This window comes from Pseudomonas sp. T1.Ur, from assembly GCF_023516725.1.
GTDB lineage: Bacteria > Pseudomonadota > Gammaproteobacteria > Pseudomonadales > Pseudomonadaceae > Aquipseudomonas > Aquipseudomonas alvandae.
Genome location: NZ_JAMGSN010000001.1, coordinates 2,865,554 through 2,889,049, shown reverse-complemented (window position 1 = coordinate 2,889,049; position 23,496 = coordinate 2,865,554). Strand labels below are relative to the sequence as shown.

17 protein-coding genes are annotated in these 23,496 nt (G+C 62.3%); 2 read left to right on the top strand and 15 right to left on the bottom strand.

Features of this window, described 5'->3' with window-relative positions; translation table 11 throughout:
• Positions 1 to 71 precede the first annotated feature (71 nt).
• The 13 genes from M8Q45_RS12805 to M8Q45_RS12745 all read right to left on the bottom strand — a co-directional run bounded on the left by M8Q45_RS12805 (position 72) and on the right by M8Q45_RS12745 (position 18,884).
• Complete coding sequence (locus M8Q45_RS12805; protein WP_249875059.1) at positions 72 to 872, bottom strand: endonuclease/exonuclease/phosphatase family protein; 801 nt, start codon at positions 870 to 872, stop codon at positions 72 to 74.
• Between the two features lie 213 nt (positions 873 to 1,085).
• Positions 1,086 to 1,850 (bottom strand): PIG-L deacetylase family protein, encoded by a 765-nt coding sequence (locus tag M8Q45_RS12800; protein WP_249875058.1) that lies wholly within the window; start codon positions 1,848 to 1,850, stop codon positions 1,086 to 1,088.
• Positions 1,851 to 2,109: 259 nt separating this feature from the next.
• Positions 2,110 to 4,269 carry a glycogen debranching protein GlgX gene (gene glgX / locus M8Q45_RS12795; protein ID WP_249875057.1) on the bottom strand — a complete coding sequence of 720 codons (2,160 nt, stop codon included), beginning with the start codon at positions 4,267 to 4,269 and terminating at the stop codon, positions 2,110 to 2,112.
• A 149-nt stretch (positions 4,270 to 4,418) separates the two neighbouring features.
• Positions 4,419 to 4,772, bottom strand: coding sequence for a DUF2934 domain-containing protein (locus M8Q45_RS12790; protein WP_249875056.1), 354 nt, complete (start codon positions 4,770 to 4,772; stop codon positions 4,419 to 4,421).
• Positions 4,773 to 4,792: 20 nt separating this feature from the next.
• A complete protein-coding gene (locus M8Q45_RS12785) occupies positions 4,793 to 7,579 on the bottom strand; it encodes a malto-oligosyltrehalose synthase (protein WP_249875055.1) in 2,787 nt (928 codons plus the stop codon).
• Positions 7,576 to 9,654 (bottom strand): 4-alpha-glucanotransferase, encoded by a 2,079-nt coding sequence (malQ, locus tag M8Q45_RS12780; protein WP_249875054.1) that lies wholly within the window; start codon positions 9,652 to 9,654, stop codon positions 7,576 to 7,578. Before malQ ends, M8Q45_RS12785 begins: the two co-directional genes overlap by 4 nt.
• Positions 9,651 to 11,453, bottom strand: a complete 1,803-nt coding sequence (gene treZ / locus M8Q45_RS12775; RefSeq protein WP_249875053.1) for a malto-oligosyltrehalose trehalohydrolase — start codon at positions 11,451 to 11,453, stop codon at positions 9,651 to 9,653. The genes malQ and treZ overlap by 4 nt, the downstream gene beginning before the upstream one ends.
• 8 nt (positions 11,454 to 11,461) lie before the next feature.
• Complete coding sequence (gene glgA, locus M8Q45_RS12770; RefSeq protein WP_249875052.1) at positions 11,462 to 13,033, bottom strand: glycogen synthase GlgA; 1,572 nt, start codon at positions 13,031 to 13,033, stop codon at positions 11,462 to 11,464.
• Positions 13,034 to 13,652: 619 nt separating this feature from the next.
• A complete protein-coding gene (locus tag M8Q45_RS12765; protein WP_249875051.1) occupies positions 13,653 to 14,615 on the bottom strand; it encodes a D-2-hydroxyacid dehydrogenase family protein in 963 nt (320 codons plus the stop codon).
• A gap of 11 nt (positions 14,616 to 14,626) precedes the next feature.
• Positions 14,627 to 15,658 (bottom strand): alpha/beta fold hydrolase, encoded by a 1,032-nt coding sequence (locus M8Q45_RS12760; RefSeq protein ID WP_249875050.1) that lies wholly within the window; start codon positions 15,656 to 15,658, stop codon positions 14,627 to 14,629.
• Positions 15,659 to 15,744: 86 nt separating this feature from the next.
• Complete coding sequence (locus M8Q45_RS12755; RefSeq protein WP_249875049.1) at positions 15,745 to 16,179, bottom strand: YqaA family protein; 435 nt, start codon at positions 16,177 to 16,179, stop codon at positions 15,745 to 15,747.
• Positions 16,179 to 16,625 (bottom strand): DUF411 domain-containing protein, encoded by a 447-nt coding sequence (locus M8Q45_RS12750; RefSeq protein WP_198796972.1) that lies wholly within the window; start codon positions 16,623 to 16,625, stop codon positions 16,179 to 16,181. The genes M8Q45_RS12755 and M8Q45_RS12750 overlap by 1 nt, the downstream gene beginning before the upstream one ends.
• Before the next feature lie 267 nt (positions 16,626 to 16,892).
• Positions 16,893 to 18,884: a methyl-accepting chemotaxis protein gene (locus M8Q45_RS12745; RefSeq protein ID WP_249875048.1), complete on the bottom strand. Its 1,992-nt coding sequence runs from the start codon at positions 18,882 to 18,884 to the stop codon at positions 16,893 to 16,895.
• Positions 18,885 to 19,146: 262 nt separating this feature from the next.
• Between M8Q45_RS12745 and M8Q45_RS12740 the strand changes: the two genes are divergently transcribed.
• On the top strand, positions 19,147 to 19,335 hold the full coding sequence (locus tag M8Q45_RS12740; protein WP_181290153.1) for a hypothetical protein: 189 nt from the start codon (positions 19,147 to 19,149) through the stop codon (positions 19,333 to 19,335).
• Between the two features lie 7 nt (positions 19,336 to 19,342).
• On the opposite strand, the gene M8Q45_RS12735 is transcribed toward M8Q45_RS12740, so the two are convergent.
• Positions 19,343 to 19,720: a fe2+ zn2+ uptake regulation protein gene (locus M8Q45_RS12735; RefSeq protein WP_249875047.1), complete on the bottom strand. Its 378-nt coding sequence runs from the start codon at positions 19,718 to 19,720 to the stop codon at positions 19,343 to 19,345.
• A gap of 281 nt (positions 19,721 to 20,001) precedes the next feature.
• Here M8Q45_RS12735 and pvdQ point away from each other — a divergent pair, with 281 nt between their 5' ends.
• Positions 20,002 to 22,350, top strand: a complete 2,349-nt coding sequence (pvdQ, locus tag M8Q45_RS12730; protein WP_249875046.1) for a bifunctional acylase PvdQ — start codon at positions 20,002 to 20,004, stop codon at positions 22,348 to 22,350.
• Between the two features lie 45 nt (positions 22,351 to 22,395).
• Here the strand turns inward: pvdQ and M8Q45_RS12725 are convergent, their stop codons facing one another.
• Entirely contained in the window at positions 22,396 to 23,397 is a 1,002-nt protein-coding gene (locus M8Q45_RS12725; RefSeq protein ID WP_249875045.1) for a FecR family protein, read from the bottom strand.
• Between the last annotated feature and the right edge of the window lie 99 nt (positions 23,398 to 23,496).

The following is a 23,496-nucleotide window of genomic DNA, read 5'->3' as shown; positions in this document are numbered from 1 at the left end:
AGGCACGCTAACAACGAACGGAAGGCTTCGCTACTGTCAGATCTTACAGGTCGGTGCGCTTGGGCTGGTTGCTACAGATGGACTTCCACCGATAGCGGCAAATGATCGCTCAGGTGCGTCCAAGGTTTGTTACCGAGGATTTGCGGGGCATGGCTGGTGGCGTTGCGCAAGTAAATGCGGTCCAGCCGCAGCATCGGGAATCTGGCCGGGTAGGTCCGGGCGGGGCGCCCGTGATGCTGTTCGAAGGCCTCATGCAGGTACTGGCGGCGGGCGAGGGTGACGTTGCCGCGCAATTGCCAGTCGTTGAAGTCACCCGCGATGATCACGGGAGCGTCTTCTGGGAGGGAGTCGAGGAGCTTGCAGAGCAACTTGAGTTGTAATTGGCGATGACTCTCCAGCAGGCTCAGGTGCACGCAGATGCCGTGGACTTCGGCGTGGCCCGGCACGTCCAGCACACAATGCAGCAGCCCACGCCGCTCGGGGCCTGTGATCGACACATCGAGGTTGCGGAACTGGCGGATCGGGTACTTGGAAAGCAGTGCATTCCCATGGTGGCCGTCCGGGTATACCGCGTTCCGGCCGTAGGCAAAGTCGCTCCACATGCTGTCGGCCAGGAATTCGTATTGGGAGGTCTGGGGCCAATTGTCATAACGCGTGGCATGACGATCGTGTTCGCCCAGCACCTCCTGCAGAAACACCAGGTCGGCGCCCGTACTGCGCACCGCTTCGCGCAGCTCGGGCAGGATGAAGCGGCGGTTCAGGGCCGTAAAGCCCTTGTGTGTATTCACCGTCAGAACACGCAGTCGATGAATCGCCGCGGGCGCTCCCAGCGGTACTGATTCCTCGGCCCGCCAGTGGGGATCGCGAGTCACGTTCACTCCTGAATCAGACGTCTCTGTTCATGCGACTGACGGCGGCTGCGGCAGTTCCGGAATTCTGATGGGCAGGGTTTTGTGAACGACAAAAAACCAGGTGGGGGCGAGCTTGCTCCGGGCGGCGTTCCGACGATAGAGATAGCCCGCCAGCTTCTCATTCGACTGACCCACCGCTTTCGCGAGCAGGCTCGCTCCCACGGGTCCCAGGATTCAGATAAAGACGATTTCATAGGGCATGCCCATGCGGTCGAGGATGACCCGCGGCACGAGCGGTGCGATGCCGTTGGCGGGCTCGCCGTTCAGTTGGCTGGTGTAGGCATGCATGGCGTGACGCTTGCGGGCGGTGGTCCAGACGTCCAGGCGTAACTTGCGCGCTCGGTGCCAAGGTATCTTGTTCTGCTCGCGGACGGGCCAATGCCAGGCCCATACGGGCAGCTCATTGAAGGCAGCGCCGATATTGTCGGCGGCCTGGGCTCCGGCGCGGCCGACCGTCTCGTGGTCGCTGTCGCCATCCATGCGCCAGGTGCTGAATACCACGTCGCCGGGTCGCAGGTGATGACGGATGAATGCGCTCAGTTGCGCTTCATGTTCGGCCAGGCCTTTCTCTGGAAAACCGCCGCGCACCCACTGCAGCCCGTGGGACGGTACGCCCAGGCGATGCAGGGCATCCACGCTTTCCTGGGGATGCGGGCGAAACGTGCGCAGTCTTTCATCGGACCATAGTGGCGAGCCGGGAGGGATTGGAAGGCCGTCGGTGACCGAGATCAACAGCATGGACTGGCCAAGGTTGCTCAGCAATTGGAGGAGGCCACCGCAGGCACCGACCTCATCGCCGGGGTGCGGAGCCAGGATGACCGCGCGGGCGCCTGATGGGATTAAGGTCTGGGTACTGATGATGGGAATGTCGGCCAGTTGCGGCGAGCTGTTCCATATCTGCGGGTGCTGCCGGCCTTGCGAATGAGAGGCTGGTTTCATCGGAGTACGTCCTTGTCGTGTTCAATCGTGCAGTCACACAGTGGGCCGGCCGCCCATTGTTGCCCGTAAGGGCCTGACTGTGATTTGCGCTGATCCGAGTCCTGGAGCTTCGCGCAGGGAAAGTATTGACCATACTGGCGGTTTCGTCGCGTCGGAATGTGTATCTGAACTGCATTTTTTGCGTTCGAACTGTGCTGCATTGCGACAGGAATCGCGTCCTTGCGGTTTCCGCCGGCTTGTCGCCGCCTATTGCCTGCGCTTATTCCTCTTCTTCGCGTTGCAATTCGAACAACAATAGCGAACGTCCGGTCACTGAATATTCGCAATCAAATTCAAAACGCTCCTGGCCGCGCACCAAGGGTTGGTTGGTGTCCACCATGCAGGTCCAGAAACTGCCTTCGGGCACCTCCGGCAGGCGGAAATTGACGATGTCGTGGTGCGCATTGACCACCAGCAGCAACGTGGCGTCGCCCCCTTTGCGGCGGATGCCGGTTTCCTGGGCGCGGCCGTCCATCAGCATGCCCAGGCAGCGACCGTGGCTGTCCTGCCATTGCTCAATGGTCATCTCGCTGCCATCGGGGGCCAGCCAGGTGACGTCCTTGACGCCGATGTCCTCGTTGTAATTGCCCACGAGAAAGCGTCCGCGCCGCAGGATCGGATAGGTCAGGCGCAGCTTGATCAAGCGCTTGACGAACTTGAGCAGCGCCTCGCCATCCTGGCTAAGGTCCCAGTTGACCCAGCCGATCTCGCTGTCCTGGCAGTAAGCGTTGTTGTTGCCATGTTGGGTGCGGGCGAATTCGTCCCCGGCGACAATCATCGGAGTGCCTTGGGCCAGCAGCAGGGTCGAGAAGAAGTTGCGCATCTGCCGATGCCGCAGGGCGTTGATCTGCGGATCGTCCGTCGGACCTTCCACGCCGTGGTTCCAGGACAGGTTGTTGTTGCTGCCGTCCTGATTGTTCTCGTCGTTGGCTTCGTTGTGTTTATCGTTGTAGGACACCAGGTCATGCAACGTGAAGCCATCGTGGGCGGTCACGAAGTTCACCGAGGCGTACGGACGGCGCCCGCGCTGGTTGAACATCTCGCCCGAAGCCGTCATGCGGCTGGCGAAGTCGGCGAGTTGGCCGTCGTCGCCTTTCCAGAAGGCGCGCACGGTGTCGCGGAATTTGTCGTTCCATTCGACCCAACCCGGCGGGAAACGTCCGACCTGATAGCCGCCAGGACCACAGTCCCAAGGTTCGGCGATCATTTTCACCTGGCGCAGCACGGGGTCCTGTCGACAGGCAACGAGGAAACTGTGGCGCTCGTCGAACCCGTCATGGTAACGGCCGAGGATGGTCGCCAGGTCGAAGCGGAAACCGTCTACATGCATTTCCGTGGCCCAATAGCGCAGGGAGTCGGTGACCATCTGCAGCACGCAGGGGTGGCTCAGGTCCAGCGTGTTGCCGGTGCCGGAATCGTTGATGTAATAGCGTTTGTCGTCGGGCATCAGCCGGTAGTACGAGGCATTGTCGATGCCGCGCATGGACAGGGTCGGGCCTTGCTCGTTGCCCTCAGCGGTGTGGTTGTAGACCACGTCGAGGATGACTTCCAGGTTGGCCTCGTGCATGTGCGCGACCAGTTCCTTGAATTCGGCGATCTTGCCGCTGGCCAGGTAACGCGGGTCTGGAGCAAAGAAGGCAATGCTGTTGTAGCCCCAATAGTTGGTCATGCCTTTGTGCAGCAGGTGCTGGTCGTTGACGAAGGCGTGGATGGGCAACAGCTCCACCGAGGACACGCCCAGCTTGCGAATGTGTTCGAGCACATCGTCGACCATCAGGCCGGCGAACGTGCCTCGCAGGTTCTCCGGCACCGAAGGGTGGCGCATGGTGAAGCCGCGCACATGGGTTTCATACAGGATGGTCTTGTCCCACGGTACGGTGACCCGGTGATCGTGGCCCCACGTATGGGCCGGGTCGATGACCTTGCATTTGGGCACGAACGGGGCGCTGTCGCGCTCATCGAAGCTGAGGTCGCCGTCCGGGTGGCCGATGGTGTAGCCGAACAGCGCTTCAGACCACTTCAGCTCGCCAACCAATTGTTTGGCATAGGGGTCGATCAGCAACTTGTTGGGATTGAAGCGATGGCCATTCTCCGGGTCATAAGGGCCATAGACCCGATAACCGTAGATAAGTCCGGGATGCGCGTCTGGTAGATACCCGTGGTAGATCTCATCGGTGTATTCCGGCAGTTCGATACGCTCGAGCTCGACTTCGCCGGCGTCATCGAAAATACACAGTTCGACCTTGGTGGCGTTGGCTGAGAACAACGCGAAATTGACCCCCAGGCCATCCCAGGTCGCACCGAGTGGAAACGGCAGCCCCTCACGAATCCGCGAGGCCTCGATAACGGGCGGCGGCGTGGTTTTCTTTGGACGGGTCATAGTTGCTCCTGCAAAAAACAGATTCGGTAATGCGGTGCACGTGGGGCAGGGTGGTGCCCGATGCTTGTAGCGAGGAGACGAATCCCCAGGCCACAAGAGAGCCCCTTCGCTGAAAGAAGGACAGGATTGAAAACGATGAGTTCGGTGGATCAGACCGCTGGTGGTTTGCGCGCCGCTCGTGGCTTTTTCGCTGGGGCCTTGTCAGCAGGCGGGACCACCGCTGCGGTTGCTGCGGAAGGTTTCGCAGCAGGTTTGGCCTTGGGCGTCGTGCTTTTCGTGGCGGCCTTGGCAGCGGGGCTCTTGGCCGCGGCGGGCTTGGTGCCATCCGTTTTGCTGGCGGCGGTTTTGCTCGCAGCCTTGGGCGGTTTGCTCGGTGCCAGGGCTTCGGCTTCCGCCAGTTTGCGCGCCATCTCCCAGTGACGCTTTTCCTGCCCGGCGGGCTTACCCTCGGACTCCCAGATCTGGTAGGCAAATTCACGAATGCGTTTATCGTCGGTACTCATCGCAGTGCTCCTGACTTGACTCAAGATTGGATAAAGACATTGACCGGGAAATCCCCCAGCGCGGCGCTGACCATCAGCTCCCTTTGGGGTGTGACTGTTGCGCTTGCAAAAAGTCCCTTCAGTTTTTCGTCCTCGGCGGCAAACGGTAACGACACGCGGGTATCGCCCCAGTCCGATGCAGTGACCTGGGGCAGGGCACTGTTTTCCAGCAGGCTGGCCGTATGAATCGGTACCACCACGATCGCCCGTTGCTGCTCGTGTTCGCGCATGAAGGCCAATACCCGCCCGGCGTGTTCACCCAGCACCGAGAGCGGCTGGTAGCTGCCCTGGCGGAACAGTTGCGGGTACTCGGACCGCAGGGCCAGCGTGCGCGCGATCAGCGCTTGCTTGATCCGGCCGTCGCGCCAGTCGCGCAGCAGCGTCACGGGTGAGCTCTCGGCCTGCATCCCCTCGCGGCGGGCCGTGAAATCCACCGGGCGGCGGTTGTCGGGATCCACCAGGCTGAAGTCCCAGAACTCGTTGCCCTGGTACAGGTCCGGCACGCCGGGTACGGTCATGCGCAGCAAAGTTTGCGCCAGGCTGTTGAGGGCGCCTGCCGGAGCAATGGCCTGGACGGCTTCGGCGATGGCGCAACGCAATGGCAGGCCTTCATCGCACAGCAGCAGCCGTTCTAGGAACATCTGGGTGGCTTGCTCGTAGGCGTCGTTGACCGCCGCCCAACTGCTTTGCAGCTTGGCCTCGCGCAGCGCCTTGCGCTGCCATTGCCACAGGCGTTCGGCGTAGCCGCCCAGGGCTTTCTGGTCCTGCAGGTCGAGGTCCAGCGGCCAACTGCCGAGCAGCGCCTGGTAGAGGATCAGTTCATCACCGGCCGATGGCGCCGCAGGGTCGCTGTGCAGTGACGGCGAGAGGATGCGCCATTGCTCCACGCACGTGGTGTACCAGTCCGGACGTTCGCTGATCACCGCCAGCCGGGCACGGGTGTCCTCGCCGCGCTTGTGGTCGTGGGTGGCGGTGGTGATCAGGTTGTCAGGGAAATGCTTGAGCCGTTCGATGCAGGCGTCGTGGAACTCCTGCGCCGGCGCGCTGAACCGTTCGGTGTTGTAGCCCACGTCGTTGCGTGACAGCAGCACCGCCGAGCGATAGAGCGCGGTGTCCTCGACCGCCTTGGCGGCGGCTGGCGAGGTGAGCTGCTGGAAGCGCACGCAGGCATGCCGCAGGCGTTTACGCTGGCTCCCTCTCGGGCGTTGGCGCCAAGGCATGCCGCCGAGCCAGTCGGCCAGGCAATCGAGCACGGGCCAGTCGGCTTCGCTGAGGGTTTGCCGGGCGCCTTCAAGGGCCTTCTGGAAAAATACTTCGTCCTCGGCGGAGCGACCCAAGGGGCTGATGTAGGTGCGATACACCGGGAAATGCACGATCAATTCCTGCAACGCCCGGCGAATCGCGCCGAGGGTCAGGTCGCGGGTCATCACGTCGTCCCGGGCCACTTGCAGCAACGCCTGGGCGACGCTCTCGAAATCCCCGGCCAGGGAACCGTTGAGAATCTGCTGGCGGGCCAGGCGGGCTTCTTCGATGAAGTGGGCGGGCCGTTCGCTGTGTCGGCTCCAGAATTCGGCGAGGCGCTCGGCACCGGCCGGGTCATGCTGCAGCAGCGAAATCTGGTTCATGAACTCATAGCCGGTGCTGCCATCGACCTTCCAGTCGCGGCGCAGCGTTTCGTCATCGCCGAGGATCTTCTCGACGAAAATCGGCAGGTGTCGCGAGGGCGACAGCGAGTCGACGCGCCGGCGCAGTTTGCGGCAGTAACCGCGAGGGTCGGCCAGGCCGTCGATGTGGTCGATCCGCAGGCCGTCGACCAAGCCTTCGGCGATCAGCTCGAAGATCTTCGCATGGGTTGCCTCGAATACCGCCGGGCGTTCGACCCGCAGGCCACCCAGTTCGTTGACATCGAAAAAGCGCCGCCAGTTGATGTCATCCGCCGCCGTGCGCCAACTGGCGAGGCGGTAGCTTTGGCGTTCCAGTAGCTGATGCAGGCGGTCGAAACCTTCGGGCTCCAGCGAATCATAACCGCGCAGGTTGTCTTCGATCGCGCCAAGGATGCCCGGCTCGCAAGCCAGGTCTCGCAGGTCCTGTTGCAGGGGCTGGGCCAGGGAATGGGCATCGGTCTGGTAGTTCAGCGTGGTGAAACGCTCGGCCAGCGCCCTGAGCGAGTCGACCTGTTCCGGTGGCAGAGTGTCCGAGGGTTTGAGCAGCTCGCCGTACTGCATCGGGCAAATGGGAAAGCGGTGTTCATAATGCTCGACGAAGAAGCTGCCTTGACCGGCGTCGAAGCGCAGTTTCAGGGTGCCTTCCTGCAAGGCCACGCCGTAGTCGCTCCCGAGGAAAGGCAACAGCAACTGGCCTTCCATCAGCGGGTCGGGTGAATGCCACTGGATGTCGAAGAATTCGCCATAAGGGCTCAGGCGCCCCCATTCCAGCAGGTCGAGCCACCAAGGGTTGTCATTGCCGCCAACGGCCATGTGATTGGACACGATGTCGAGGATCAGGCCCATCCGATGCTCGCGCAAGGTGGCCACCAGGCGCCTGAGCGCGGCTTCGCCACCGAGTTCCGGGTTGACCTGGGTCGGATCGACCACGTCGTAGCCGTGCATGGACCCGGCGCGGGCCTTGAGCAGCGGCGAAGCATAGAGATGGCTGATACCCAGGGAAGCGAAGTACGGCACCTGGGCGATGGCATCGTCCAGGGTGAAACCTTTATGAAATTGCAGGCGCAAGGTCGCCCGCAGCGGTTGAATCAATGTCTGGTTCATCGGTCACGCTCGTTCGCCTGAAGTCTCGCGCAGGCGAGTATTTCCAGACGCCGCGCGGCGTCCGGGTTGTCCAGCAGCGCCCGGCTGTCCAACGCCAGGCGCCGCCGCCAATTAGGGTGGGTGTCGGTGGTGCCGGGCAGGTTGGCCTGTTCTTCGACGCCCAGGGCATCCTCGAGCGGCAGCAGCACCAGCGGCGCGCGGGTATGGCCGAGGAAACGCACGCTGGCGTCCAGCACCTGGTCGGTTTCGCGATGTTCCTCGCGAAAATTCTGCGGATCCTGGTTCAGCGCGTTGCGCAGCCCGTCGCGTTCACGCTCGCGGTGCCGGCGCCAATCCATCTCGGTGTGGGAGTCGATCAAGTCCAGCCGGGCGTTCCAATCGATGTCATGGCCGTGCCACCAGCCATTGAGCGTGGGCAGGTCATGGGTGCTGGTGGTCGCCAGGGCGTTGTCCGGCCAATCGAGGATGGGCTTGAAGTGGGTATTGTCCTGCTCGAACAGCAGCACGCGCATGCCCAGGATGGAGCGGGCAATGAGCTTGTCCCGCAGGCCATCGGGCACGGTGCCGAGGTCTTCGCCCAGGACGATGGCCTGGTGACGATGGGACTCCAGGGCCAACAGGCGCAGCAGGTCATCGATGGGGTAATAGAGGTAGGCGCCGTCGGTGGGGGGCGCGTCGTTGGGGATCACCCACAACCGTTGCAGGCCCATGATGTGGTCGATGCGCAAGCCACCCGCGTGGGCGAAATTGGCCCGCAACATCTCGATGAACGCACGGAAACCATTGCGTACCAGCCCTTCGGGGGAGAAGGCCGAAATGCCCCAGCCCTGGCCCGAGCGATTGAGGATATCGGGCGGTGCGCCGACGGTGAGCGACGCGAGCAATTCGTCTTGCCGGCTCCAGGCCTGGCTGCCGCCGCCGTCGGCACCCACCGCCAGGTCGGCGATCAGGCCGACGCCCATGCCGCTGGACTTGGCGGCGCTCTGGGCGCGCTCCAGGCAACGGGCGATCAACCATTGGCAGAAGGCGTAGAAGCCGATTTCATCGGCGTTTTCCTCGGCGAAACGGGCGATCGCGGCGCTGCGCGGATCGCGCCATTCTGCGGGCCACTGGCGCCAGTCGAGGCTTTCGCCCCGGGCGGCGCGATCGGCCTGGAGGGCTTCGAAGCGGCAATGGTTTTCCAGCGCTTCGCCACTGCTGTGGCGAAAGCTGCTGAAATCCTCATGCAGTGGATGCTCGCCCTGGCTGAAACCGTCGTACAAGGCACGAAGGATGCGTTGCTTGGCCTCGGCGGCCACCGGCCAATCGATGAGCGGCTGTTGTTCAAGATTCTGCAGTTGGTTGGCCAGGCCCGTGGCGTCGATGGCCGTGCGCAGCGCCCGCTCGCCCAGGATGGTGCCGGGCGCGGCGTACAGGCTGTTGAGGAACAACCGGCTGGACGGTGAATAGGGGCTGTAGCGTCCGGTATCGCTGCTGAACATCGCATGCATCGGGCTGATGGCCAGGGCGTCGGCACCCCGTTCGCCGGCCACCCGCGCCAATTCTTCCAAGGCCTGGGTGTCGCCGAAGCCGCCGTCACCCGGGCGGCGCAGCGAATACAGCTGGGCACTCAGGCCCCAGGCCCGTGGCGTCGGGTCGTCGACCGCATCCGCCACGCTGTAGCAGCGGGCCGGCGCCACGGCCAGGGTGAAATGCTGGCCCTGGATGCTGACATGCTGGTAACCCACCGGCACGATCCCCGGCAAGGCGGCAGCGGCATCGAGTTTCGAATTCAGTGTCGCGCCGTCCTCAAGCTGGATTTCGCAAGGCGTACCGGGCTCGAAATAGCGACTCAAATCGACATTGACCCCGACATCCGCCGTGATCAGCGGGGGCAGGCGATGGTTCTGTTGATCTTCCTGCAACTGCAGCAGGCTGGCATCGATTTCCTGGGCGCTGCCAGCGGGATGACCCAGGCCGGTCAGGACCGAGCGCAACACAGCCGGTGATACTTTCTGGGCTCGGCCATTGGCATCGATCCAGTCCACCGCCAGGCCCGCTCGGCCGGCGAGGATTTCCAGTTGCGCATCGCTCATAGGCGCTCTCCAGTAATTGTGGGCAAGGTGGCCGCTTGCGTCAGACTGACCAGCGCGCTATGGGGTGTGAGAACCCCCTGTTGCAACAGACCCATGGCCTGCGGTGGATGTTCGAAAAGAATCTGTGCCTCGTGAGGTGCGCTGTGTTCAACGGCCTGGTCACTGAGGTTCAGGTCGATACGCAGCACACTGCCGTCGCCCAGTTGCCAGCGTGCGCTCACCGCGCCATGCCCCAGCACCTCGGCACCCAGGGCATGGGCAGCGGGCAGGCGCGGGACGATTTGCTCACGACGGATTTTCAGCAACTGGCGATAAAGCGCCTCGCAGGCCAGTTGCTCCGGCTGGTGTGCTTCAAGGGTGGGTCGCGAGGCCTCGTAGGTGCTGGCCGCGTTCGGATCAGGGATTCGCGCGCGTTTTTCGGGGTCGGCAAAGGCGCTGAACGCCTTGAACTCGTTGCGTCGGCCTTCGCGCACCAGCTCCGCCAGTTCACCGTGGTGGCTGGTGAAGAACAGGAAGGGTTGGTCGGCGATGACTTCATCGCCCATGAACATCAACGGAATCATCGGCGACAGCAGCAACAACGCCGTCGCGGCTTGCAGGGCCTGCGGCGCGGCCAGTTGATGCAAGCGCTCGCCGAGGGCCCGGTTGCCGATCTGGTCGTGGTTCTGCAGGAACAGCACGAACGCGCTCGGCGGCAGGTGGCCACTGGGTTCGCCACGGGATTCGCCATGGCGGTTGGTATGGCCCTGGAACACAAAGCCCTGGCTCAGGCAGCGTGCGAGTTTTTCCGTCGGTTGCTCGGCGTAGTCGGCGTAATAGGCATCGGTCTCGCCCGTCAGCAGGACGTGCAGGGCGTTGTGCCCATCATCGTTCCACTGGGCGTCGTAACCCTGTTCCAGCAGGCTGGCCTGGTTGTGTTCGTTCTCGACGGTCAACCAGACATGCCGCGTCGGGTCCACCTGCTGACGCACCTGGGCGGCCAGTTCTTGCAGGAAATCGGGATCTTCGATGGCGTGCACGGCGTCCAGGCGCAGGCCGTCGAAACGGTACTCCAGCAGCCACATCAGCGCGTTGTCGATGAAGAAATCGCGGACCTCGCGGCGCCGGAAATCGATCGCCGCGCCCCAGGGCGTGTGCTTGTCTTCGCGAAAGAACCCCTTGGCGTAGCGGTGCAGGTAATTGCCGTCGGGGCCGAAGTGGTTGTAGACCACGTCGAGGATGACGGCCAGCCCATGGCCATGGGCGCTGTCGATCAGGTGCTTGAGCTGGTCCGGCGTGCCGTAGGAGGCCTGGGGAGCGTAGGGCAGTACGCCGTCGTAGCCCCAATTGCGATCGCCGGGAAACTGCGCCAGCGGCATCAGTTCGATGGCGGTCACGCCAAGCCCGGCCAGGCGCGCCAGTTGTTGCTCAACGCCTTCGAAACCGCCGAGGGCGCCGACGTGCAGTTCGTAGATGACGGCGTCGTACCAGGGGCGACCGCACCAACTGGTGTGACGCCATTGATAAGCATGGGGGTCGACCACCACGCTGTGGCGGTCGATATCGCCGTCCTGGGACCGGGAAGCCGGGTCAGGCACTTCCAGTTCCCCGTCGATGTTGTAGCGGTAGCGAGTGCCGGCGGGGCAACGGGCCTGGATCATGAACCAGTCATTGGCCTGGGGCAGCATCGGTATGGATTCTCCAGTGTCGAGTTCGACACTGACGTAAAACGCATCAGGGGCCCACAGGGCGAAACGGGTGTGCTCTGGATCAAGCAAGACCGCGCCGTGGGTCCGGGTTTCAGGCATCCTTGACGGCATCGGTTACCTCATTGTCTAGCCGATTTTCCCAATGATTTAGCGACCAGTTGTTCATAGAGCTCGGCGTAGGGCTCCACGGCCTTGCTCCAGTTGAAGGGCGCCGACATCGCGCGGCAGCGCATGGCATTGAGCAGTTCGGGGAATTCGAAGACCTTGAACGCGCGGCCCAAGGCCTGTTTGTAGCTGTCCACGGTCGATTCATCGAACAGGAAACCGGTGATGCCGTCCTCGATGGTGTCCGCCAACCCGCCGGTGTTGCGTGCAACGGGCAGCGAGCCGAAGCGTTGGGCGTACATCTGGCTCAGGCCGCAGGGCTCGTAGCGCGAAGGCATCAGCAGGAAATCGCTGCCGGCGAACATCCGTCGCGCGTCGGTCTCGTTGAAGCCGATACGCACGCCGATGCGCCCGGGGAAGCGCAGCGCCAGTTCGCGCATGGCTTGTTCTTCTTCCGGCTCGCCACGACCGATGATTGCGATCTGCCCGCCGGACTCGACGATGAACTCGGCGACGGCTTCGGTCAGGTCCAGGCCTTTCTGGTAGACCAGGCGCGACACCACGGCAAACAGCGGGCCGGTAGAATCCTCCAGGCCGAACAGGTCGCGCACATGGGCGGCGTTGGCGGCCTTGCCATCCCAATCGCCTATGGAAAACTGGCGCAGCAAGTGGGAATCGGTGGCCGAATCCCAGCTTTCATCGATGCCGTTGGGGATGCCGCTGAGCAGGCCTTGTTGCGTCTTGGAAGCAAGGAATCCGTCGAGGCCGCAGCCGAACGCCGGCGTGGTGATTTCCTGGGCGTAGGTGGCACTGACCGTGGTGATGTGGCTCGAATACGCCATGCCGGCCTTGAGGAACGACAGCTTGCCGTAGAACTCCATGCCTTCCTGTTGCAGCGCATGTTCCGGGATACCCAATTCAGGGCAGGACGCGAGGCTGACCACGCCCTGGTACGCCAGGTTGTGGATAGTGAACAGGGTCGGGGTGCGTTGGCCGCGCCAGTGCATATAGGCCGGCGCCAGCCCGGCTGGCCAATCGTGGGCGTGGACCAGATCGGGGCACCAGTGGATCTGCGCCAGGTTGGCGGCGATGTCGGCGGCGGCCAGGCCCAGGCGGGCGAAGCGGATGTGGTTGTCAGGCCAGTCGCGGCCGTTGTTGGCGCCGTAAGGGGAACCTTCGCGAGCGTAGAGTTCGGGGCAGATCAGTACGTAGATCACCAAGCCGTCGGCCATGTCCATGCGACCGATCTTGCAAGGAGGAAGCGCTGCGTGGCCACCCAGTTCGCCGATGATATGAATGGGATTGCCGCTGTTCATGACTTGCGGGTAGCCGGGGATCAATATCCGCACGTCGTGCAAACCGGCCATGGCGCGGGGCAGGGCGGAAGAGACGTCACCCAGGCCGCCGGTCTTGACCAGGTCGGCGATTTCCGACGTCACGAACAGGATTTTCTTGCGATTTGGGTTCTGTCGAACGACAGGTAGCAGTGCCTTGCCTCCGGTGGCCAACACCGGTGCCATCGGCGATTCGGCCGCCGGCGGTAGTTGAGAACGGACTTGCTGTGGTTCCAAGGCAGCACTGATCATAAATAACTCCTATTTCTCGATCTGTTTCCGGCAAGCGCCAGAGCTGTTGTTTCATTGGCCGAATCCTGCGGCCAGGCGCACAAGCGCTACGCAAGGAGAGCAAAGCGCTGCCCAATGCGGCGAAGCGAATCAGGTGAGGGGGCCGTTGCAAGGAATGCTCCAGCCGTTGTTGCCCTTCCTCTAACCTGACCTGTCGCCGTTGCGAAAAGTTTCGACTTTTTTTCCTCCTGATGACCGGTCGGTTTTCCCCTCGGTTCGGCAGTCTAGGTCAGAAGCTAGAGCGGTGCGGTTCGCTTCGTCGAATTGTCGGACAATCACACTTATTGTCGGCAATGTCTTACACGACGTAGGGGGATTCGAGCCGACGAAATGCAGCTTGTTTGAAATATGCAGGGTGTAGGGGAAGGGCGACGGTTCAATCCCGTGCGCGGTTCAGCGGCGCTGCGCACCATTAAGGGGCGGGCGGGATGGAGGCGTTTTGATGGCTTTCAGTACGAGCGCTTGCATGCCCCATTGTGGGAGCGAGGTTGCTCGCGATAGCGGTGTGTCAGGTCATGATTGTGCGACTGGCCCACCGCTATCGCGAGCAAGCTCGCTCCCACAGGGTACTCGCGGATTTTCAGATTGTGGGGGTCAACACCCGAATCGGTTTGCCGGCCGCCCAAGCCTGCAGATCCTCGATCATCTGCCCGTAGAACTGCTGATAGTTCTGTCGGCTGACATAACCCACGTGAGGGGTCGCCAGAACATTGTCCAGGGTCCGAAACGGGTGACCGGATGGCAGCGGTTCCTCGGCGAAGACGTCCAGCGCCGCACCGGCCAGACGCTTGTGCTCCAGGGCATCGATCAGTGCGACTTCATCAACGATCGGCCCGCGAGCCGTATTGACCAGCAGCGCCTCAGGCTTCATCCAGCCCAGCGCCTGGGCATCCACCAGGCCGCGGGTGCGGTCGCTGAGCACCAGATGAATCGAAAGGACGTCGGCCTGCTCGAACAACGTTTGCTTGTCGACATAGGTCACGCCGGCCGTGGCGGCTCGTTCGGCGGTCAGGTTCGCGCTCCAGGCGATTACCCGCATGCCGAACACTTGGCCGAACTGCGCCACGCGCGTACCGATGCTGCCGAGGCCAAGGATCGCCAGTGTCTTGCCATGCAGATCGCCGCCCAGGCCCTGTTGCCACAGCCCGGCACGCAACGCGTTGGCTTCAGGGACCAGGTTGCGTGTCAGGGCCATGAGCAGTGCCCAGGTCAGTTCGGGCGCGGCGTGCTTGTAGCTGTCGGTGCCGCAGACCTGGATACCCAGCGCCGCGGCGGCCTTGAGATCGAGCGCAGCGTTGCGCATCCCACCGGTCAGCAACAGCTTGAGATTGGGCAGGCGACGTAGCAGTGCTTCATCGAAACGGGTCCGTTCGCGCATCACGCAAATGACATCGAAGCCTTGCAGGCGCGAGACGAGGGTGTCGTGATCGGCGGGGTAGTCGTGGAGAAAAGTCACCTGGCCGACGCTGTCCAGCGGCGACCAGTCCACCACGTCTTGCGCCACGCCTTGCCAATCATCGATGACCGCTATTTGCACCGCCATGGAACACCTCGTCAGGGAATGGGTTTGTCCAGCCAGCCGAGCAGAGCCTTGTGGAACCGATCCGGTTCCTCCATCTGGGGTGCGTGCCCCAAGTTGGGGAACTCCACCAGCGTCGACCGTGGGATCAATTGAGCGACCTGCTTGCCGAGCACTTCATAGTGGCCAAGCTTGGCTTTCACGGCTGGCGGGGCAATGTCGCTGCCGATGGCCGTGGTATCGGACGTACCGATCAGCAGCAGCGTTGGCGCCTTGAGGTTCTTGAACTCGTAATAGACCGGCTGGGTGAAGATCATGTCGTAGATCAGCGCTGAGTTCCAGGCGACTTGCGTGTGCCCCGGTCCCTTGTTGAGCCCGGCGAGCATGTCCACCCAGCGGTCGAACTCCGGTTTCCAGCGCCCGCCGTAGTAGGTGTTGCGTTCGTAGGTGCGAATGCCCTCGGCGTTGAGTTTCAACTCGCGTTCATACCATTGGTCCACGGTGCGGTAGGGCACGCCGAGGGCTTTCCAGTCTTCGAGGCCGATCGGATTGACCATTGCCAGGCGCTCGACCTGGTCGGGGAACTGCAAGGCGTAACGGGTGGCGAGCATGCCGCCGGTGGAGTGGCCGATGACGATGGCTTTCTGCACGCCAAGCGCCTTGAGCAGGGCATTGGTGTTCGTCGCCAATTGCTGGAAGCTGTACTGATAATGGTCCGGTTTGCTGGAAGTGCAGAAGCCGATCTGGTCCGGGGCGATGACCCGGTAACCGGCTTCGCTGAGGGCCTTGATCGAGTCGCCCCAGGTGGCGGCGCAGAAGTTCTTGCCATGCATCAGCACGACGCTGCGCCCGTTGGCCTTGCCTTGGGCGGGCACGTCCATATAGCCCATCTGCAACGGTTGGCCTTGGGACGGGAGGGAAAAATGCTTGAGTGTGTAGGGATACTCGAAACCTTCGAGCTGCGGCCCATAGGCGGGGCCTTCGGGTGGCGTCTCGGCCTGGGCGAACATCGGCAGGGCAGCGAGCAAGAACAGGCTGGGCAGCCAGCGGGTGGTCATACGCGGCATGATCGATCTCCTTGAGGCAACCGGCCGATCGTGGAACGGCTCGATTATGGCGACATTAATCACAGGCAATCGAACCATTGGAACGTTCAACCCATCCAGCCCAGGGTTGCCAGCACGAGCACGCCATAACGCAGGCCCTTGGCGAGGGTGACGATCAACAGGAAGCGTCGCCACGGTTCACCCATCACGCCCGCCACCAGCGTCAGGGGATCGCCAATGATCGGCAGCCAACTGAGCAACAGGGACCAATACCCGTAGCGTTGATAATGCCGACGAGCCTTGTCCAGGTGGGATGGGCTGACGGGAAACCAGCGGCGGTCCTTGAACTGTTCAAGGCGGGTCCCCAGCCACCAGTTCACCAGCGAACCCAAGACATTGCCCAAGGTCGCGACCCCCATCAGCAGCCAGGCTGCTTGACGCTCGCTGAGCACCAGGCCGACCAACAGCGCTTCCGATTGCAGCGGCAACAGGGTCGCTGCGCCAAACGCCGTCAGGAAAAGCCCGACATAAGCGCCAGCCATCAGTGGGCTGGATAATCCGCCACGACGGTTTGCGTGCCGTCCTTCTTCTGGCCGATCACTTGATAGGCATCGCCCATGCCATCCATTTCCATGCCCGGCGAGCCCATTGGCATGCCCGGCGCGGCCACGCCCAGCAAGTCGTCGCGTTTGCTCATCGCCAGCACCTGATCGGCCGGCACGTGGCCCTCGACGAATTTGCCGTTGATCTCGGCGGTGTGGCATGAGCGCAGGTTCGGCGCCACGCCCAGGCGCTGCTTGACCGAACTCATGTCGGCCTCGACATGGTCATTGACCTTGAAACCGTTGGCTTGCAGATGGGAGATCCATTTCTTGCAGCAGCCGCAATTGGCGTCGCGGTGCACATCGATGGTGACGGGCTCGGCGGCCTGGGCCAGGGTGGAGATAAAGACGGCGCTCAGGGCGAGCAGGTGCAGGGGATTGGCCATGGGAATGGTCTCTTGGCGAACGGAGTTTTGGAAGGGAGCATACCAGAGTAGCGGCGAGCGCCTGACGGGAGGCTGAGGGGCGGATTACAGAATTGTCAGGTTGGAGACGGAACAGAACCCTGTGGGAGCGAGCTTGCTCGCGATAGCCGTCGAACATCCAACATTGATGTAGGCTGATCCGATGCTTTCGCGAGCAAGCTCGCTCCCACAAAAAGGTTGGGGTGAACGCGGGATGTGTGTCTAACCCCAGGAGTGTGTGGGGACGCTCTAGCGAACCTTGAACCGCCCCATAATCGCATTCACCCGACCGTTGGCCTCCAGCAACTGCCGAGTATTACGCTCACTGGCCAAGCCGCTTTCCACCAATTCTTCCACCATGTGACGAATCTGCACCATGCTCCGGTTGATCTCCTCGGTCACCGCACTTTGTTGCTCGGCGGCGGTGGCGATCTGCGTGCTCAGGCTGTTGATCTGGCTGACCGAGCCGGCCATTTCGTCCAGGCCCGAGTTCACCCGCGAAGTGGCGTCGGCGGCCGATTGGCAACTGGCCTGGGTGTTTTCCATGGCCGCCACTGACGAGCTCACGCCTTGGGTCAGGCGCGTCAGCATTTCGTTGATTTCCGAGGTGCTGGCCTGGGTGCGGGCCGCGAGGGCGCGGACTTCATCGGCGACGACCGCGAAGCCGCGGCCCTGCTCGCCGGCCCGGGCGGCTTCGATGGCGGCGTTGAGGGCCAGCAGGTTGGTTTGCCCGGCAATCGCCCCGATCACGCCGAGGATCTCGGTGATGCGTTGCGCGTCTTGCTGCATGTTTTCCACTTTGCGCGTGGCGCTGGCGACTTCATCGATCAGCGCCACGACGCTGTTGGACGCTTCGCCGACCACTACGCGAGAACGATCGGCATGCTCGTTGGCTCGCTGGGTGAACGCTGCCGTCTCCGCCGCGTTTTGCGCGACGCTTTCAGCCGTGGAGCTCATTTGCGTAATGGCCGTCACGGTCTGGTCGGTTTCCGAGGCGTGACGCATGAGGATTTCACTGGTGTGGGCCGAGGTCTGCTGCAATTTGTCCAGACTCGAGGCCATGGCGCCGGTGGCCTGGGTGACTTCGCCGATCATGTCTTGCAGATAGGCGATGAACTTGTTGACCGAGTGACCGATGGCGCCCAGTTCGTCTTCGGCGCGGATGGTGATGCGGCGGGTCAGGTCGGCGTCGCCGGTGGACAGCGCATCGATGTTGCCCTTGAGGATCTTCATGCGGTTAGTCAGTTGGCGGATCGCATACAGTTGCATCAGCACCAGCAGGATCACCATGGGAATCTGCAGCAGGCTCAGCGTGTTCAATACGTCATCACGCTGGGCGGTGATCAGGCGGGTCGGCAACGCGGTGGCGAGAAACCAGGGCGAGCCTTCGATGGGCCGCATGAAGAACGTGCTGGCTTCGCCCTTGTTGTCGAATTCGACGCGCTGCAGTGGGTCACGGTTGGCCAGGCCAGCCTTGACCTGGGCCGCAAACGGTGAGGTCGTCGCCAGTTCGCTGATGTTCTTCAGTACGATCGGGCCGCTGATCCGCGAGCTGTTGCTGATGATCTTGCCGTCGCCTTCGACGATCAGCATCTCGGCGCTGAGTTCGGCTTCCTTGCGGGCAATCAGGTCGTTGAAGAAACCCAAGGTCACGTCAATGGTGGAGACGCCATAAGGCGCGCCGTTCTTCTGGATCGCCATCGCGCAGTTGGTGCGTGGCTCGGCACTGGCGTCGTCCTTGTAGGCAGCGGCCCAGGCGCACTTGCCAGGGGGCGTGGCCATGCCGCCCTTGTGCCAGGGTTGCTCGTAATAATTGGGTGCGGCGTCGCTGTTCCAGAACGTGTTGACGATCAACTTGCCGGAGGCGTCGCGGTGCCAGAAGGTACTGAACTTGCTGCGGCCTTCCGCCCGTTGGTTGGGCAATGGCCAGATCCCGCCGCCGAAGACTTTCAGCTCGCCGTACTGATCCACCAGGCCCGGCAACACCTTGTCGATGGCGTCGCTGTCGAGCAATGGAATGGTCTGGGTGATGCTGCGTTGTTGAGCCTGGACTTTGTTCAGTTCGCCCTGGATCTGCTCGGCGACTTCGGCAATGCGGTTCAGCGCCACTTGCTCCTCGGTGTGGCGCAGCTTGGGTGCGACCAGGTAGCTGATGCCAACGACGGTGAGGATGGACAACACCAGGATGAACAGAACCAGGAACAGCGTGTAGCGGGCCTGAATGGTGCGCAATGAGGGCATGTGGGTGTTCCTTGCACGAAGGCGTCTTTCGGAAACAGTTGGTATGGGCGTACCAGGTTGTATCGGCTTCCTTGCCGATTGCTTGAGTGGGGAGGGGACGTGACGTCAGGCGGCCGAGCTGGCCTGCGTTGATTGATCACTTGCAATCGCAGTCGCGCGCAATGTACGGGCGGCTGTACCATAGGCCGCTGCCTGCATCGCGCCTTGGCACTGGCAAGACAGCAGGTGAGAGGCAGGACGAATCACTTCAGGAAGCTGGCAAATGACTCATTCGCAACGTTTGAAATACTCGATTCTGGTGGTTGTCGTGGTCTTGGCGATCATGCTTGGACTGTCCTGGATGCAAGGCAAGGGCATGATCAGCGAGCAGCTGTTTCAATACATCGCCATTGCCGTGGCGGTCATCGTCGTGGTGATCAACGGTGTGATGCGGCGCAAGGTCAAGCCCTGAGCGCCGCTCATTCCCCGGCACTGAGCCAGGCCACGGCCTGGGGATGCAAGCTGTAGCTTTTATCGAGATTGAGCGTGACCACGCCCTCGCTGCACAGGCGCTTCAGGACTTCGCGCACGCTCAGGAAGGACAAGGGAATGTCCAACCCCAACAACTGGCTGTGGACACCTCGCACGCCCAGTCGACGGTTTTCATCGGCGGCCTTGAGCAAGGCGTCGATGACCTTCAGGCGAATCAGGCTCGTCCTGAGTCCATAGCTCTTGAGCAGGCGCTTGATCTGCTCGTTGCTGCCTCGCTCCGCTGACCCGAAGACACCGTTGGACGCGGTCGGCGTGACGCGGGACGAACCTGGCTTACCCTCCATGGGTACTTGCGCGTTATGCATGTAAAAGACTCCATACCAGCCTGACAGAAAAGATCGGATGCTCTCCTGTAATAGGACGAACGAGAGCGGCCAATCATGAGGGGAATGATGTGAAAAAATTGCCTGGACACACTCAATTCCCCGTGGAAGCGGGTCGCCGGGCCGTTAATTTTTTTTCATCCGGTTCGTTCTCAAGGAAGGTGCTTTTTGCGTTCAAGCACGTCGCCGTTGTATTTCAGGCCAGGCCGGAGGTTTTAACGGCCCTGGTTCTTGAGCGCTTTTGATCAGGAGTGAATGTGGGAATGTCCGGGCAGTTATCGAGGTTTTGTCTCGCCGGTGCCTTGCTGGGGATGACCCTGGGCTTGAGTACCGTCGTCAGCGCGCGAGGCGAGGCCGGGCAGGCCACTGCCGAAATTCGTCGCACCAGTTTCGGCGTGCCGCATATTCGCGCCCAGGATGAGCGGGGGTTGGGGTACGGCATCGGGTATGCGTATGCGCAGGACAACCTGTGCCTGCTGGCCAACGAGATCGTGACGGTCAATGGGCAGCGCTCGCGCTATTTCGGCCCGGAGCAGGTGACTGTCGAGCAGCGGGAAAACCGTGCCAGCGATGTGTTCTTTTCGTGGCTCAATACGCCGCAAGCAGTATCCGATTTCTGGCAGGCGCAAACGCCCCAGGTCCAGCAATTGGTAGAGGGCTATGTGGTCGGATACAACCGTGCGTTGGCTGAACGCAAGGCGAAGGGCCTGCCGGAGCAATGCGCAAGCGAATGGGTTCGGCCGATCACCGCGCTGGACCTCGTCAAGTTGACCCGGCGGCTGCTGGTGGAAGGCGGCGTCGGCCAGTTCGCCGAGGCCTTGGCCGGCGCGCAGCCGCCCAAGGCCACCGCGCAGGCCGCCGCTTCGACGTCCGGCTTCGCGGTGGCGGCGGCCCGCCAGCAGCGCTTTGCCTTGGAACGCGGCAGCAACGCCCTGGCGATCGGCAGCGAACGGTCGTTCAACGGGCGTGGCATGTTGCTGGCGAACCCGCATTTCCCTTGGTCGGGAGGCATGCGGTTCTATCAGATGCACCTGACCATACCGGGCAAGCTGGACGTCATGGGTGCAGCGTTGCCGGGCCTGCCGGTGATCAACATCGGATTCAGCCAGCACCTGGCCTGGACCCATACCGTCGACACGTCCAAGCATTTCACGCTGTACCGCCTGCAACTGGATCCCAAGGATCCAACCCACTATCTGCTGGACGGCAAGTCCGTGCCGATGAGCCAACAGACGGTCACGGTGGATGCCAGGCAAGCCGATGGGCAGGTCAAGCCGGTTTCCCGGGTGGTCTACAGTTCGCAATTCGGGCCGATCGTGCAATGGCCCGGGAAGCTGGATTGGGACAATCGGTTCGCCTACAGCCTGCGCGATGCCAACCTGGAAAACGACCGGGTGCTGGCGCAGTGGTACGCGATGAACCGTGCCGCCACGCTCAAGGACCTGCAGGATTCGGTCCAGCGGATCCAGGGCATTCCCTGGGTCAACACCCTGGCGGTGGACGATCAAGGACAAAGTCTCTACATGAACGTGTCCGTGGTGCCGAACGTCGACGCCAATAAACTCGCCCGCTGCAGCGACCCCAGGGCCGGGCAGAAACTGATCGTATTGGATGGCTCGCGCAGTGAATGTGCCTGGGACGTGGACGCCGGCGCTGCCCAGAAGGGCATCTTTGCAGCGGATAAACTTCCGCAATTGCTGCGTCGCGACTATGTGCAAAATTCCAACGATTCTGCGTGGCAGGTCAACCCCGCGCAGCCCTTGTCCGGCTATTCGCCGGTGGTCAGCCAGCAAGACCTGCCCCTGGGGCTGCGGGCGCGTTTCGCCCTGGACAGGCTGGAGCAATTGGCCAAGGGCGGAACGATCACGGCGGATGATCTGCAGCGCCTGGTCATGGACGATCAGGTATACCTGGCCGATCAGGTCATGCCAGACCTGCTGGCTTTTTGCGCCGCCGACCTGGGGCCCGACGCGCTGCCTTTGACCGAGGTGTGCACCCGCCTGAAACGCTGGGATCGCACCGCGAGCCTGGGCACCGGCGTGGGTTTCGTTCATTTCCAACAGATCATGCAGGCTTTGCAGCCGGTGCCTGGCCTTTGGCGCGTGGCGTTCGACCCGAAGGATCCCCAACATACCCCGCGTGGCCTGGCAGTCGAGCGGCCCGCCGTTGCCGAGGCGTTGCGTCAAGCCATGCGCGCATCGCTGGAATCGGTGAAAAAGGCCGGGCTGCCGGCTGACAGTCAATGGCAGGATGTTCAGGTCGCCAGCCGTGCTGAACGTCGCATACCCATTCATGGCGGCCCTGGAGAGTTGGGTATCTACAACGCGATCCAGAGCGTGCCGGGTGCGAACGGTAAGCGGGAGGTGGTCAGCGGCACCAGTTATCTGCAAGTGGTGACGTTCGATGGCAAGGGTCCCAAGGCCCAGGGGTTGCTGGCGTTCTCGCTTTCCAGCGATCCTTCATCGCCTTATTCGGTGGATCAGACCCAGGCATTTTCAAGGCGACAGTTGAGTGCATTGCCGTTCACTGAGCAGCAGATCAAGGCCGATCCGCATTATCAGGCAGTGACCATTCGTGAGGATGAGCCCGTGAGCAGGGTCGTGACGCAATAATTGCGGCCATGAACAAAAGCCGCGACCCGAAGGGGCCGCGGCTTTTCAGTTTTTGCTCGGTCGGGGGCCGATAGCGTTCAGCACCAGGTTGCCGTCCTTGTTCTGGGTCAGATAGACCGGCAACACCTTGGGCAGCGATGGCACGAGGTTCTTCACCTCGTTGAGGTTGTAGATACCGCCGATGCGCAGGGTGCCGGTGGTGTTGTCGGCCAGCATGACCGGATGATCGAGGTAGCGGTTGATCAGCGGCAACGCGTCGGACAAGGCCAGGTTGTCGAGGACCAGTTTGCCGTTGCGCCACGCCAGCGAGTTATCGTCGGCGGAAACCTCTCGGACCTGCGGCTGATAGTCGCCAACCTTGTAGCTTGCCTGCATGCCGGGCGACAGTTGCGCCCCGTTGGCATTGGAGGCCTTGTTGCTGGTCACCCACACCGAACCCTCCAGCAGCGTGACCTTGACCTGATCCTGATACAACCATACGTTGAAACGGGTACCGGTCACGCGCACCTGGCCCTGGCCTGCCCGAACGATAAACGGATGCTGTTTGTCGTGGCTCACGTCAAAAAACGCTTCGCCCTTTTTCAGCGTCACGCGACGTTCATGCTTGTAGTTGGCAAACACCAGTTCAGTGCCCAGGTTGAGTTCCACCTGGCTGCCATCGTCCAGCGTGACCTGCCGTCCGGTCGCGCCCGCCTCGAATCGTTGATAGGTGTTCGGCACCCAGCCCAGGTTCCAACCGGTGAAAGCCGCCAAGGGCACGCCCAGCGCGAGCACCGTGGCGGCGACGGCCAGTTGGCTCCAACGCGTGCGAGGGCGACGGTGCGAAGCAGCAGGCGCGGGCTCGACGCGCGGCAGGTGTTCAGCCGTGCCCCAGATGTCCAGCATGGCTTCGTATTCGAAAGCGTGCAGGGGATCAGCGTCGTGCCAATGCTTGAACGCCAGCCGCTCGGCATCGGTGCAGTCGTCAGCATGCAAACGCATGCACCAATGCGCGGCCGCATCGGTGATGGCGTCGTATTCGGCTTCCGAGAGTGTGCGTTCGGTCATTGACTCTTCCTGGTTTGCCGCATTCTAACCCTCGGGGGCCATTGTCGAGAACAGCGATGATGGCGTTAGCGCAGTAACTGCCCGGTTTTTTCTCATGTT

What these genes read in the sequence shown, in the direction of transcription:
- M8Q45_RS12800 (WP_249875058.1), bottom strand. Translation starts at nt 1,850, where the DNA reads ATGAAACCAGCCTCTCATTCGCAAGGCCGGCAGCACCCGCAGATATGG.
- glgX (WP_249875057.1), bottom strand. Translation starts at nt 4,269, where the DNA reads ATGACCCGTCCAAAGAAAACCACGCCGCCGCCCGTTATCGAGGCCTCG.
- M8Q45_RS12790 (WP_249875056.1), bottom strand. Translation starts at nt 4,772, where the DNA reads ATGAGTACCGACGATAAACGCATTCGTGAATTTGCCTACCAGATCTGG.
- M8Q45_RS12785 (WP_249875055.1), bottom strand. Translation starts at nt 7,579, where the DNA reads ATGAACCAGACATTGATTCAACCGCTGCGGGCGACCTTGCGCCTGCAA.
- malQ (WP_249875054.1), bottom strand. Translation starts at nt 9,654, where the DNA reads ATGAGCGATGCGCAACTGGAAATCCTCGCCGGCCGAGCGGGCCTGGCG.
- treZ (WP_249875053.1), bottom strand. Translation starts at nt 11,453, where the DNA reads ATGCCGTCAAGGATGCCTGAAACCCGGACCCACGGCGCGGTCTTGCTT.
- glgA (WP_249875052.1), bottom strand. Translation starts at nt 13,033, where the DNA reads ATGATCAGTGCTGCCTTGGAACCACAGCAAGTCCGTTCTCAACTACCG.
- M8Q45_RS12765 (WP_249875051.1), bottom strand. Translation starts at nt 14,615, where the DNA reads ATGGCGGTGCAAATAGCGGTCATCGATGATTGGCAAGGCGTGGCGCAA.
- M8Q45_RS12760 (WP_249875050.1), bottom strand. Translation starts at nt 15,658, where the DNA reads ATGCCGCGTATGACCACCCGCTGGCTGCCCAGCCTGTTCTTGCTCGCT.
- M8Q45_RS12755 (WP_249875049.1), bottom strand. Translation starts at nt 16,179, where the DNA reads ATGGCTGGCGCTTATGTCGGGCTTTTCCTGACGGCGTTTGGCGCAGCG.
- M8Q45_RS12750 (WP_198796972.1), bottom strand. Translation starts at nt 16,625, where the DNA reads ATGGCCAATCCCCTGCACCTGCTCGCCCTGAGCGCCGTCTTTATCTCC.
- M8Q45_RS12745 (WP_249875048.1), bottom strand. Translation starts at nt 18,884, where the DNA reads ATGCCCTCATTGCGCACCATTCAGGCCCGCTACACGCTGTTCCTGGTT.
- M8Q45_RS12740 (WP_181290153.1), top strand. Translation starts at nt 19,147, where the DNA reads ATGACTCATTCGCAACGTTTGAAATACTCGATTCTGGTGGTTGTCGTG.
- M8Q45_RS12735 (WP_249875047.1), bottom strand. Translation starts at nt 19,720, where the DNA reads ATGCATAACGCGCAAGTACCCATGGAGGGTAAGCCAGGTTCGTCCCGC.
- pvdQ (WP_249875046.1), top strand. Translation starts at nt 20,002, where the DNA reads ATGTCCGGGCAGTTATCGAGGTTTTGTCTCGCCGGTGCCTTGCTGGGG.
- M8Q45_RS12725 (WP_249875045.1), bottom strand. Translation starts at nt 23,397, where the DNA reads ATGACCGAACGCACACTCTCGGAAGCCGAATACGACGCCATCACCGAT.